This window comes from Streptomyces sp. NPDC001980, from assembly GCF_040296885.1.
In the GTDB taxonomy this organism is placed as follows: domain Bacteria; phylum Actinomycetota; class Actinomycetes; order Streptomycetales; family Streptomycetaceae; genus Streptomyces.
In genome coordinates this window covers 261281-273576 of the sequence record NZ_JBEOYD010000007.1, presented here as the reverse complement: position 1 = coordinate 273576, position 12296 = coordinate 261281, and the positions used below count along the sequence as shown (strand labels likewise).

The following is a 12296-nucleotide window of genomic DNA, read 5'->3' as shown; positions in this document are numbered from 1 at the left end:
CATGACGGACATCATCAAGCTCGGCGCCGCCGAGATCGCCGCGAAGATCGCCGCAGGCGAGCTCACCGCCGTGCAGGTCACCGAGGCGCACCTGGCCCGGATCGAGGCCGTCGACGAGAAGGTGCACGCCTTCCTGCACGTCGACCGCGAGGGCGCCCTGGCGCAGGCCCGTGCCGTCGACGAGAAGAAGGCCCGGGGCGAGAAGCTCGGCCCGCTCGCCGGCGTACCGCTCGCGCTCAAGGACATCTTCACCACCGAGGGCGTGCCGACCACCGTCGGCTCGAAGATCCTCGAAGGCTGGATCCCGCCGTACGACGCCACGCTCACCAAGCGGCTGAAGGCCGCCGACGTGGTCATCCTCGGCAAGACCAACATGGACGAGTTCGCCATGGGGTCCTCCACCGAGAACAGCGCCTACGGACCCACCGGCAACCCCTGGGACCTCACCAAGATCCCCGGTGGCTCCGGTGGCGGCTCGTCCGCGGCCCTCGCCTCCTTCCAGGCGCCGCTCGCCATCGGCACCGACACCGGCGGCTCCATCCGCCAGCCGGCCTCTGTGACCGGCACGGTGGGCGTCAAGCCGACGTACGGGGCCGTGTCCCGTTACGGCATGGTCGCGTTCTCGTCCTCCCTGGACCAGGGCGGGCCGTGCGCCCGTACCGTCCTGGACGCGGCCCTCCTCCATGAAGTCATCGCCGGGCACGACCCGCTGGACTCCACGTCCATCGACGCGCCCGTGCCGCCGGTCGTCGAGGCCGCCCGCAACGGCAGCGTCGAGGGCATGCGCGTCGGCGTCGTCAAGCAGTTCCGCGGCGAGGGCTACCAGGCCGGCGTCATCCAGCGCTTCGACGAGTCCGTCGCGCTGCTGAAGGAGCTGGGCGCCGAGATCGTCGAGCTGGACTGCCCGTCCTTCGACCTCGCGCTGTCGGCGTACTACCTCATCGCGCCCAGCGAGTGTTCGAGCAACCTCGCCCGCTTCGACGGCCTGCGCTACGGCCTGCGGACCGGCGACGACGGCAGCCACTCCGCCGAAGAGGTCACCTCGCTCACCCGTGAGGCGGGCTTCGGCCCCGAGGTCAAGCGCCGCATCATGCTCGGCACCTACGCGCTGAGCAGCGGTTACTACGACGCGTACTACGGCTCCGCCCAGAAGGTCCGCACGCTCATCACGCGGGACTTCGAGAAGGCCTTCGAGCAGGTGGACGTCATCGTGTCGCCCACGACGCCGACCACCGCCTTCGCGATCGGCGAGCGCGCCGACGACCCGATGGCGATGTACCTGGCCGACCTGTGCACCATCCCGACGAACCTCGCGGGCAACGCGGCGATGTCGCTGCCCTGCGGTCTCGCCCCGGAGGACAACCTCCCGGTGGGCCTGCAGATCATCGCCCCGGCGCTCAAGGACGACCGCCTTTACAAGGTCGGCGCCGCCGTCGAGGCCGCCTTCGTGGAAAGGTGGGGGCACCCGCTCCTGGAGGAGGCACCGTCGCTGTGAGCAACGCACTGTCGAAGGCCAAGGGCTTCAAGAAGTCCAAGTCCGGTACGTACCTGTCCATGGCCACCACCGCGTTCGGCGCGGTCGGTGTCGCCAAGCAGATCAAGAAGGCCCGCGCCGAGCACGACACGCTCCGGCTCATCGACGCCACCGTGTCCGCCGTCGCGATCGTCACCGGTTTCGCCCTGCTGTACCGCGAGCTGAAGCGGCTGGGCGACGACGACGTCCTGCTGGGCTGAGAGGGAAGTTTCACCGTGACCACCACGACCGACCTGGTGTCGTACGAGGACGCGCTGGCGTCCTACGACCCCGTCATGGGCCTTGAGGTCCATGTCGAACTCGGCACCAGGACCAAGATGTTCTGCGGCTGTTCGACCGAGCTGGGCGCCGAGCCCAACTCCCAGACCTGCCCGACCTGCCTCGGCCTGCCCGGCGCGCTCCCGGTCGTCAACGCGACCGGCGTCGAGTCCGCGATCAAGATCGGCCTCGCGCTGCACTGCGAGATCGCCGAGTGGTGCCGCTTCGCCCGGAAGAACTACTTCTATCCGGACATGCCGAAGAACTTCCAGACCTCCCAGTACGACGAGCCGATCGCCTTCAACGGCTACCTCGACGTACAGCTGGAGGACGGCGAGTCCTTCCGCGTGGAGATCGAGCGCGCCCACATGGAGGAGGACACCGGCAAGTCGACCCACGTGGGCGGCGCCACCGGCCGTATCCACGGCGCGTCCCACTCCCTGCTCGACTACAACCGCGCGGGCATCCCGCTCATCGAGATCGTCACCAAGCCGATCGAGGGCGCGGGCGAGCGGGCTCCCGAGGTCGCGCGGGCGTACGTCCGTGAGCTGCGCGAGGTCATCCGGGCGCTCGGTGTCTCCGAGGCCCGCATGGAGATGGGCCAGATGCGCTGCGACGTGAACCTGTCGCTGCGCCCCAACGGCACCGAGAAGTTCGGCACGCGTTCCGAGACGAAGAACGTGAACTCGCTGCGGTCCGTGGAGCGCGCGGCCCGCTTCGAGATCATGCGGCACGCGGCCGTGCTGTCCTCCGGCGGCACGATCATCCAGGAGACCCGGCACTTCCACGAGGACACCGGGTCGACGACCTCGGGCCGCGTGAAGGAGGAGGCCGAGGACTACCGGTACTTCCCGGAGCCCGACCTGGTCCCCGTGGCGCCCTCGCGCGAATGGGTCGAGGAGATCCGCGCCGCGCTGCCGGAGATGCCGCTGGCCCGCCGCAACCGGCTGCTCGCCGAGTGGGGCATCTCCGCGGTGGAGATGCAGGCGATCATCAACGCCGCCGCGCTGGACCTGATCGTCGCCACCATCGACGCCGGGGCCGACGCGGCCTCCGCCCGCAAGTGGTGGATGGGCGAACTGGCGCGCAGCGCCAACGAGTCGGGCACCCCGCTCGACGAGCTGGCGATCACCCCGGCGCAGGTCGCCCGGGTCACCGAGCTCGTCACGAAGGGTGACCTCAACGACAAGCTGGCCCGTCAGGTCATCGAGGGCGTCCTCGCGGGCGAGGGCACCCCGGACGAGGTCGTCGACAAGCGCGGTCTGAAGGTCGTCTCCGACGAGGGCGCGCTGACCGCCGCCGTCGAGGAGGCCATCGCCGGCAACCCGGGCGTCGCCGACAAGATCCGCGGTGGCAAGGTGGCCGCGGCCGGCGCCCTGGTCGGCGCGGTCATGAAGGCGACCCGTGGCCAGGCCGACGCGGCCCGCGTCAAGGAGCTGATCCTGGAGAAGCTGGGCGTCAGCGAGGGCTGAGCAAGCAGTACGCACGCGGTACGGCCCCGGAGGCAGCGCCTCCGGGGCCGTACCGCGTCACAGGCGGCGGCCCACGATCCGGGCGAAGCCGAGCAGCTGCCCGCGGTCCGCCTGCAGCAGCTCCACCGACTCCCGGGCCATCCGGGCCATCTCCGGGTCCGGGCTCTCCGCGGCGCACACCTCGCTCCACAGCAGCCAGTCGCGCCAGCCGTCCGCCAGCCAGTCGGCGGTCTCGACCTGCACGGCCCCACTGCGGGTCCAGTGCCGGTGCCACCAGCCGGCGGAGTGGAACGCCCAGAAACCGGGGTCCCAGTGCGCCTTCAGGTGCTCGGGCGGCTCGGCGCCGTCCAGTTCCTCGCGCACCGCGGGCACGACGATCCCGATCCGGCCGCCGGGCTTCAGCAGCCGGGTGAGCGTGGGCAGATAGAGGTCGGCGGTGCCGAAGTACTGGTACGCGTCGACCGAGACGATCGCGTCGAAGCCGCCCTCGGCGAAGGGCAGGTCGTGCGCTTCCACGTGCACCGGCTGCACGCGGTCGGCGAACCCGGCCTCGGCGATGCGCCGGGCGTTGTCGTCGGGCCTGATCCACAGGTCCGCGGCGGTGACCTGCGCGTGGAACTCCCTGGCCAGGAAGATGGAGGTCATCGCCCGGCCGCAGCCCAGGTCGAGCACGCGCGCGCAGGGGCGCAGGGCGTCCAGGCCGAGGGCGGGGGCCAGCCACTCCAGCAGCCACAGGGCGTGCGGGCCCATCTGGTTCTCGACGGCCCAGCGGGCGTCGTAGGTGCTGCTGAGCGGATACCGGGGGAGGGTCAGACGGTCAGTGAGAGAGGCGTCCTTCGACGGTGCGGGAGAGACGGCGTCGGACATGACTGAACGGGCTCCTTGTGATCTTCGTAGTGGAAGGCGATGCGTAGGAGCTCATTCGAACCGTCAAACAATGCACCCGCTTCGGTCGCCGGCGAGGGGCCGGTCAGGGCTGACCAGCGGAAGCTAGCAGTTGTCCACCTGGTTCGCAGCCGATTTCCTCAGGTGCGGGTACTACGCTCGCCCGCCATGACCGCACACGCCGAATCCGACGCCGAACCCGAGATACCCGGGGTGGAGGCCGCGGACGACGAGGACCTCTACGAGGACGCCCGTCGGGCCCGCTGGACCGCCACCGTGACCGGGGCGCTGCTGGCCCTGATGGGGCTCACCGCCGCGCTGATGAGAGTGGGCGGGGGCGTGCCCGCGCTGGTGCCGGCCGCCTACGGTTCCGGATCCGCCGTGTGTGTGCTCGCGGCGGCGCTGGGGGCCCGGGGCCGTACCCGCTGGGCCCTCTGGCTGATGATCCTGGGGGTCATGGTCATGGCTCTCGGCGACCAGTTCGACTGACGCACCCGCCCCGGACCGGCAGCGAGCCGCCCGAGTGCCGCGCGGTGCATGAGAGGCTCGACGTGTAGGCCGAGGACGCGGTGGAACTGGAGAAGGACGATGTACGCGATATCCCTGGGTGACGACGGCGCCGAACTGCGCCCACTGGAGCCCTGGCACGCCGAGGAGTTCCTGGCCCACCTGGAACGCGGGCGGGAGTTCATCGGCCAGTTCATCTCCTTCGGCTCCAAGGAGACGGACGTGCCCGCCGCACGGGCCATGCTCCAGCGGTACGCCGACCTGCGCGCCGCCGACACCGGCTCCCTGCACGGCCTGTGGCTGGAGGGCACGCTCGTCGGCGGGGTGCTCTTCCTGAACTTCGACGCCGAACAGGGGAACGCCGAGGTCGGCTGCTGGCTGGAACCGGCCGGCACGGGGCGCGGACTCGTCACGCGCGCGATGCGGGTACTGCTCGACTTCGCGGTCGAGCAGCGCGGCATCCACCGGATCGAGTGGGTCGCCGCCTCGGGCAACGAGCCCAGCCTGAACGTGGCCCGGCGGCTGGGCATGACCCGCGATGGCGTACGCCGCCAGGCGCACCCCTATGGTGGCGTACGGCACGACCTGGAGGTGTGGTCGATCCTCGCCCCGGAATGGCGTGAAGCACGCGCGCGTGCCGTAGACAACGATCATTAAGACGCCTCTCAGACAGGATCCGTACGGTGCCGGACATGGGAACCAAGACAGCTGACGAGACCGGTGCCGAGACGGGCGCCGAGGCCACGACCGACGAGGAGAAGGTGAGCGTCACCAAGAGCACCGACGACGTGTCGGAGTCCGGTACCGAGGCCGGGGCCGAGCCGGAGGCGGCGGCCGCCGCCACCGAGGCCGCCGACGGTACGGACGCCGACCTCGACGCGGAGGACGCGGAGGACTTGGAGGACGACGCCGACCTCGCCACGGACCTGGCCGAGGCCGAGGGCCCGTCCGGCGTCGGCCAGGGCGCCGGTGCCGTGGTCTCCGTCGCGCTCGGCCTGGTCTCCCTCACGGGTGGCTGGATCGGTACGGTGGCCGCCGCCCGCGAGACCCTCGTCGGCCAGCTCCAGACCTCGTCGACCGCGAGCGTCGCCACGCAGGTCAAGGAGGTGTACGGCGACGCGTGGCAGACCACCGCGCTGTGGGCCGGCCTGTTCGCGCTCGCCGCCCTGCTGACCGCCGTAGTGGTGCTGGCCCGGCCCGCGTTCGGCACCCCCGGCAAGCCGCAGGCGCCGTGGATCAAGTCGGTCGCCTGGGCCGGTGTCGCGCTCGGTGTCATCGGCCTGCTGCTCGCCGTCCTCAAGTACTCCGACGCACTCCTCGGACTGCCGTCGACCAGCTGAGCCGGCTGCGACGGCCCAGGTCAGAAGGGGCCTTAGGGCGTCCGTAAGCACCTTACGGACGGCCTGAGGCCCCTTACGCGTGTCCGGGGTCCGGCGGCCCCGCGAAGATGCGGAACTCTCCCGATGTGGCGCACCCCCCTGGGAGACGAAAGTGGAGGCATCGCAGAAAGCGAAGCCCAACCACCCACTCTCACAAGGGACATCACCATGTTCGAGTACGAACTCCACCGGATCCGTTCCGCCGAACTGCGCCGGCAGGCCGAGGACGACCGTCTCGTCCGCGAGGCCGTCCGCTCCCGCCGCGCCGCCCGCCGCGAGGCCCGGGCGGCCCGGGCGGCCGGGGCGGCGGAGCACGCCGCGGTGACGGGAGACACCCCGGTGGCGCAGGAGGCCCATACCGACCGCCGTGGCCGGCGCCGGCTTCCGCGCGCCGCGTGAACACGGGACGGCCGGGCGGGGCAGACCGCCCGGAGACCGGGAACGGGGAAGCCGGTGGCCGCACGGGGGTCGGTCACCGGCTTCCCCCGTTGCCGTCCGCCGGTACGACAAGCGCACCGGCGCTGTGGAAAACCGCTGCCGCGGGCTCCGGGCCCCATGCGATGCTCTGGCCTGTGGAAACCAGGTCCGTGAGTCCCGTGTTCGTAGGCCGCAACGACGAGTTGGACACACTGAACGACGCGCTGGAGCGTGCCGGGGCCGCCGAGCCGCAGGCGCTGCTGCTCGGCGGCGAGGCCGGCGTCGGCAAGACCCGGCTGGTCGAGGAGTTCGCCACCGCCGCCTGCCGCCGAGGCGCGGTCGTCGCCCTGGGCGGCTGCGTGGAGATCGGCGCCGACGGGCTGCCGTTCGCCCCCTTCTCCACCGCACTGCGCGCGCTGCGGGCCGCCCTGCCCGACGAACTGGCCGAAGCCGCCGCCGGCCAGGAGGACGAGCTGGCCCGGCTGCTGCCCGAACTCGGCGAGGCCACCTCCGGCCGCCACGACGAACAGGGCATGGCCCGCCTCTTCGAACTCACCGCGCGCCTCCTGGAGCGGGTCGCCGCCGAGCGCACGGTGGTCATCGCCCTGGAGGACCTGCACTGGGCCGACGCCTCCACCCGCCACCTCCTCGCCTACCTGCTGCGCACCCTGCGCACCGGCCGGCTCGTCGTCCTCGCCACCTACCGCTCCGACGACATCCATCGCCGCCACCCGCTGCGCCCCCTGCTCGCCGAACTCGACCGGCTGCGCACCGTCCGCCGCCTCGAACTCGCCCGGTTCACCCGCGAGGAGGTCGGCCGCCAGATCGCCGGCATCCTCGCCGCCGAACCCGACCCCGCCCAGGTCGACGAGATCTTCGAACGCTCCGACGGCAACGCCTTCTTCGTCGAGGAACTCGCCGTGGCCGGCGCCGAGGGCTGTCGCACCGGACTCACCGACTCACTGCGCGACCTGCTCCTGGTCCGGGTGGAGGCGCTGCCCGAGAGCGCCCAGCGGGTGGCCCGGATCGTCGCCGAGGGCGGTTCCACCGTCGAGTACCGGCTGCTGGCCGCCGTCGCCCAGCTCGCCGAGGACGACCTCATCGAGGCGCTGCGGGCCGCCGTCGGCGCCAACCTCCTCACCGCCACCCCGGCCGGCGACGGCTACCGCTTCCGGCACTCCCTGGTCCGCGAGGCCGTCGCCGACGACCTGCTGCCCGGCGAACGCTCCCGGCTCAACCGCCGCTACGCCGAGGCCCTGGAGGCCGACCCCGGGCTGGTCCCGGCCGACGCGCGCGTGACCCGCCTGGCCAGCTACTGGTACCAGGCCCACGACCCGGCCAAGGCCCTGCCCGCCGCCCTGGACGCCTCCGTCGTGGCCCGCCGCCGGCACGCCTACAGCGAGCAACTCCGGCTCCTGGAGCGGGCGATGGAGCTGTGGGACACCGCCCCCGAGGAGGTCCGCGCGGCCCTGCGCCCCGTCGACTACACCGACGTCTACCCTCCCTGCGGCTGCGATCCCGCCACCACCCCGCTGCGCTATCTCGACCTGATGGCGGAGGCGGCCGTGGCGGGCCGCTTCTGCGGGGAGCGCGAACGCGCCCTGAAGATCACCAAGAAGGCGCTGCGGATCCTCCAGGACGAGCACGACCCGCAGCGCGCCGCCTGGTTCTGGGTGCAGCGCTCCCGGCTGGTCCAGGGCCTGGCCCGCGGCGACGGCTGGCAGGAACTCGGCACCGCCCAGGACCTGGTGCGCGGCCTGCCGCCGTCCGAGGTGCACGCCGACGTGCTGGCCAACGCCGCCGCCTGGTCCATGCTGCACGAGCCGGGCCCCGAGGCCTTCGCCGCCGCCGAACGGGCCGTGGAGTACGCGCGGATGGTGGGCGCCCGCGAGATCGAGCTCAACGCGCGCGTCACCCTGGGCACCCTCATGGTCGACGCGGGTGACGTCGACAACGGCCTCGCGGAGCTGGAGCGCGTCAAGGACGCCGCGCTCCAGGAAGGCGTCGCCCATGTCGCGGGCCGCGCCTACACGAACCTCCCCTCCGAGCTGGAGTCGGTGGGCCGCTCCCGCGAGGCGGTGCCGATCCAGCGCGAGGGCATCGCCTTCACCCGCAGATACGGCCTGCTGGACGCCGAGGCGTGGGTCTGGGGCAACCTCTCCGAGTCGCTGTACGCGCTCGGCCAGTGGGACGAGGCCGCCGAAGCCGCCGCGGGCGCCCTCGGCTCCGCGGCCAGCGCCAAGCCCCGGGGTGCCGGCGCCCTGCACCTCGCCCATATCGCCCTCGCCCGGGGCGACACGGCCGAGGCCGCCCGTCGGCTGGCCATCACGCGCGCCCACTACGGCACCCACGACCCCATGCCCCAGGCACAGCTGCCGGTCGCCCGGATCGCGATCGGCGTCGCCGCCGAGGAGGGCAGGATCCTCGACGCCCGCGCCGAGCTGGACCACACCCTGGCGGCCGGCTTCCCGCCCGGCACCCACCGCTACGGCTGGCCCCTGCTGCTGGCCGCGGCCACCGCCGAGGCCGACGCCCGCGGCCTGCCCGCGGCGGCCGACGGCCGCGCCGAGGCGCTCGACCGGCTCGCCGAGGCCGCCCGCAAGCTCACCACCGGCGCGCCCCTCTGGCAGGCGTACGAGCGCTGGACCCGCGCCGAGCTGCACCGCGCCCGGGGCACCGGCACCGCCGCCGTCTGGTCGGACGTGGTCACCGACTTCGAGCGCCTGGACCGCCCCTACGACCTCGCCCGGGTCCGCCGCCGCCTCGCCCAGGCCCTCCTGGAAGAGGCCACCGGCGACGACGAACGCGACCGCGCGACGGAACTCCTCCGGCTGGCCGGCGCCGTCGCCGACCACCTCGGCGCCCGCCCGCTCGCCGAGGCCGTCGCCCTCCTCGCCCAGCGCGCCCGCCTCACCCTCACCACCCGCGCCGACCGCCGGGCCCTCGACCCCGCCGAGAGCCTCGGCCTCACCAGCCGGGAGCGCGACGTCCTCCGCCTGGTCTCGGCCGGCCGCACCAACCGCCAGATAGCCGAGGAGCTCTTCATCTCCCCGAAGACCGCGAGCGTCCACGTCTCGAACATTCTGGGCAAGCTGGGCGTTGCAGGGAGGGGCGAGGCGGCGGCGGTGGCACACAGACTGGGGATGTTCCCCGTCGAGGCCCTCGACCCGACCAGGTAAGGGGACCGGCACAGGAGGCACCGTGTTCAACATGTTCGAGGAGCTGTTCGCACCCGGCCGCAAACACACCCACGAGGAGCAGAAGCGGCTGGAGCTCACCCGGGAGGACGTGGGGGACACGGATCCCGGACGCGGACCGATAGACCTCGCGTCCGGCAAGGTCGTCATACGGCTTCCGCAGGAGGAGCCCGCGGTGGAGTCCGAAGAGGAGCCCGCCGCGGACTCCGGGGACGGCGAGGGGTGAGCGGCGCCGCCCCCGCCACGCCTACTTCACCTCCAGCTCCAGGATCCGGTCGTCGCCCGTCTTCGGCTTGCCCCGCCCGTCGGTGTTGCTGGTCACCAGCCACACCTTGTCGCCGCCGGCCGCCACGACCGTACGCAGGCGGCCGTACTCGCCGGTGAGGAAGGCCTGCGGAGCCGCGGCCGCGGTCGTGCCGTCCAGCGGGATGCGCCAGAGCCGCTGACCCTTCAGACCGGCCATCCAGATGACGCCGTCGACGTAGGCGATGCCGCTCGGGGAGGCGTCGTCGGTGTGCCACTGGGCGATCGGATTGACGTACTTGGGGTCCGACGACTTGCCCTCCGCGTCCGGCCAGCCGTAGTCGCCGCCGGGCTTGATGGCGTTCAGCTCGTCCCAGGTGTCCTGCCCGAACTCCGAGGCGAACAGCCGTTCCTTGTCGTCCCAGGCGAGGCCCTGCACGTTACGGTGGCCGTAGGTGTAGACGGGGGAGTCCGGGAACGGGTTGCCGGGGGCCGGGTCGCCCTCCGGCGTCAGCCGCAGGATCTTGCCGCCGAGCGACTTCTTGTCCTGCGCGAGCCCCCGCTGTCCGCTCTCCCCGGTCCCCGCGTAGAGCATGCCGTCCGGGCCGAAGGCGATCCGGCCGCCGTTGTGGATGAGCCCCTTCGGAATGCCCTTGAAGATCGTGTCGGGGGCGCCCAGCTGCTCCTTGGCCGGCTTGCTCTCGTCCCAGAGCAAGCGGACGATCCGGTTGTCGGAGGCCGACGTGAAGTAGGCGTAGATCATGTGGTCGGAGGCGAAGTCGGGGGAGAGCGCGATCCCCAGCAGGCCCCCCTCACCGGCCGCGGACACCCCGGAGACGACCCCCAGCTCCGTGATCTTCCCGGTCTTCTCGTCGACCTTGCTGATCGTCCCGTCGTCCCGGTCGGACACCAGCAGCCCGGCCCCGTCCGGCAACGGCGCCAGCCCCCACGGCGACTTCAGCCCCTCGGCGACCGTACGCACCACCGTGACCGACCCCTTGGCCGGCGCGGCCGAGTCCGATGCCCCGGCGGACGCGGAGGCCCCGGAGCCACTCGCCGACGGACCCCCGGCCCAGGACGGCGTGGGCAGATCCCCACCACCGCCCCCCGAGGAACACCCCGCCACCAGCAGGAGTCCGGCCGCGGCCAACAAGGCGGGCACAGCGCGACGTTGCACGATCATGGTCCCTTCGAAAAGCCCCCGGCTCCTCCGACCGACGGTAGTACAACGCGCCCCGTCAGGGGCGCGGGGCTTTATCGATATGCGGCTCCGCCGCGTGGGCGCGACCAGCCCCCACGGTGCCGCACCGAACCACCGGCGGGTCACGGCAGTCGCCGTGCTAGTCCCAAGAGCCCTGCGCGGCAGGCAGCCCGCCCAGCTCCCCCAGATCCTCCGCACTCAGCCGGATCTCCACCGCCCCGGCGTTCTCGGCCACCCACCGTCCCTGCTTCGTCCCCGGCACCGGCACCACATGCCGCCCCTGCGCCAGCACCCACGCCAGCGCCACCTGAGCCGCGGTGACCCCCTCTCCCCGCCGGCCCGCAACCCTCCGCAGCCCCGCCACGATCGGCTGGTTCGCTGCCATCATCTCCGCGGTGAAGCGAGGGTGCCGCGCCCGCAGATCGTCGGGCTCGAACCCCTCACCCGGCGTGAGCGTCCCGCTCAGGAAGCCGTTGCCGAGCGGCATCGCCGCGAGAAACCCCACCCCCCGTGCCGCACACCACGGCAGCAGCGACTCCAGCGCCTCCGGCGACCACACCGACAGCTCCGCCTCCACCGCGCTCACCGGAAACACCTGTTGCACCCGCTGAAGCTGCCGCAGGGTCGCGTCGTGCAACCGCGCGCCGGACCTGCGCCCCCCACGCGCCCCCACGGCGCACAACCCCAACGCCCGCACCTTTCCCGCCTGCACCAGTTCCGCCATCGCGCCCCAGGTCTCCTCGACGGGAACCTCGGGGTCGGCGCGGTGCAGCTGGTAGAGGTCTATGACATCGGTCTGCAGCCGGCGCAGCGACGCGTCGCAGGCCCGCTTCACGTAGCCGGGCCGGCCGTTCGCCACGATGTGCTGGTCGCCCACCAGCAGCCCCACCTTCGTCGACACGAAGGCCTCCGCACGCCGCTCCCTGAGCACCCGCCCCAGCAGCAGCTCGTTGGTGAACGGACCGTACATGTCGGCCGTGTCAAGGAGTGTCACGCCCAAATCCAGGGCCCCGTGCACCGCTCTCAGCGACTCGTCACCCCGCTGCCGCGACCCGCTGTACGCCCAGCTCATCGGCATGCACCCGAGTCCGACGGCCCCCACCCCGAGCGCCCCCGCGCCGATCGTCCTGCGCTCCACCAGCCCGTGAACCTCCTTCTTGGGCCCCCAACCTAACCCGCCCGCCGCCGCACCCCTGACATAGC

12 protein-coding genes are annotated in these 12296 nt (G+C 72.5%); 9 read left to right on the top strand and 3 right to left on the bottom strand.

What is annotated here, in order from left to right:
• Position 1: 1 nt before the first annotated feature.
• From gatA to gatB, 3 genes are read left to right on the top strand one after another with little or no spacing between them, the layout of a single operon-like run.
• A complete protein-coding gene (gene gatA, locus ABT137_RS13730) occupies positions 2 to 1495 on the top strand; it encodes an Asp-tRNA(Asn)/Glu-tRNA(Gln) amidotransferase subunit GatA (RefSeq protein WP_351707288.1) in 1494 nt (497 codons plus the stop codon).
• Positions 1492 to 1734 (top strand): hypothetical protein, encoded by a 243-nt coding sequence (locus tag ABT137_RS13725; RefSeq protein ID WP_089098594.1) that lies wholly within the window; start codon positions 1492 to 1494, stop codon positions 1732 to 1734. The genes gatA and ABT137_RS13725 overlap by 4 nt, the downstream gene beginning before the upstream one ends.
• Positions 1735 to 1749: 15 nt before the next feature.
• A complete protein-coding gene (gatB, locus tag ABT137_RS13720) occupies positions 1750 to 3264 on the top strand; it encodes an Asp-tRNA(Asn)/Glu-tRNA(Gln) amidotransferase subunit GatB (protein ID WP_351707285.1) in 1515 nt (504 codons plus the stop codon).
• A gap of 57 nt (positions 3265 to 3321) precedes the next feature.
• On the opposite strand, the gene ABT137_RS13715 is transcribed toward gatB, so the two are convergent.
• Positions 3322 to 4131: an SAM-dependent methyltransferase gene (locus ABT137_RS13715; RefSeq protein ID WP_351707282.1), complete on the bottom strand. Its 810-nt coding sequence runs from the start codon at positions 4129 to 4131 to the stop codon at positions 3322 to 3324.
• 186 nt (positions 4132 to 4317) lie between these two features.
• Here ABT137_RS13715 and ABT137_RS13710 point away from each other — a divergent pair, with 186 nt between their 5' ends.
• From ABT137_RS13710 to ABT137_RS13685, 6 genes are all read left to right on the top strand, one after another.
• Entirely contained in the window at positions 4318 to 4638 is a 321-nt protein-coding gene (locus ABT137_RS13710; protein WP_351707279.1) for a hypothetical protein, read from the top strand.
• A gap of 99 nt (positions 4639 to 4737) precedes the next feature.
• Positions 4738 to 5313, top strand: a complete 576-nt coding sequence (locus ABT137_RS13705) for a GNAT family N-acetyltransferase (RefSeq protein ID WP_351707276.1) — start codon at positions 4738 to 4740, stop codon at positions 5311 to 5313.
• A gap of 35 nt (positions 5314 to 5348) precedes the next feature.
• The gene (locus ABT137_RS13700; protein WP_351707273.1) at positions 5349 to 5996 is read left to right on the top strand and encodes a hypothetical protein; all 648 of its coding nucleotides are present in this window, start codon (positions 5349 to 5351) and stop codon (positions 5994 to 5996) included.
• Between the two features lie 207 nt (positions 5997 to 6203).
• The gene (locus tag ABT137_RS13695) at positions 6204 to 6434 is read left to right on the top strand and encodes a hypothetical protein (protein WP_351707270.1); all 231 of its coding nucleotides are present in this window, start codon (positions 6204 to 6206) and stop codon (positions 6432 to 6434) included.
• A 161-nt stretch (positions 6435 to 6595) separates the two neighbouring features.
• Positions 6596 to 9631, top strand: coding sequence for a helix-turn-helix transcriptional regulator (locus ABT137_RS13690; protein WP_351707267.1), 3036 nt, complete (start codon positions 6596 to 6598; stop codon positions 9629 to 9631).
• Positions 9632 to 9662: 31 nt separating this feature from the next.
• Positions 9663 to 9875, top strand: a complete 213-nt coding sequence (locus tag ABT137_RS13685; protein ID WP_502984513.1) for a DUF6191 domain-containing protein — start codon at positions 9663 to 9665, stop codon at positions 9873 to 9875.
• Between the two features lie 21 nt (positions 9876 to 9896).
• Here the strand turns inward: ABT137_RS13685 and ABT137_RS13680 are convergent, their stop codons facing one another.
• Together ABT137_RS13680 and ABT137_RS13675 are read right to left on the bottom strand one after the other, a co-directional pair.
• Positions 9897 to 11054 (bottom strand): PQQ-dependent sugar dehydrogenase, encoded by a 1158-nt coding sequence (locus ABT137_RS13680; protein ID WP_502984510.1) that lies wholly within the window; start codon positions 11052 to 11054, stop codon positions 9897 to 9899.
• Between the two features lie 178 nt (positions 11055 to 11232).
• A complete protein-coding gene (locus ABT137_RS13675) occupies positions 11233 to 12231 on the bottom strand; it encodes an aldo/keto reductase (protein ID WP_351707258.1) in 999 nt (332 codons plus the stop codon).
• Positions 12232 to 12296: the final 65 nt, after the last annotated feature.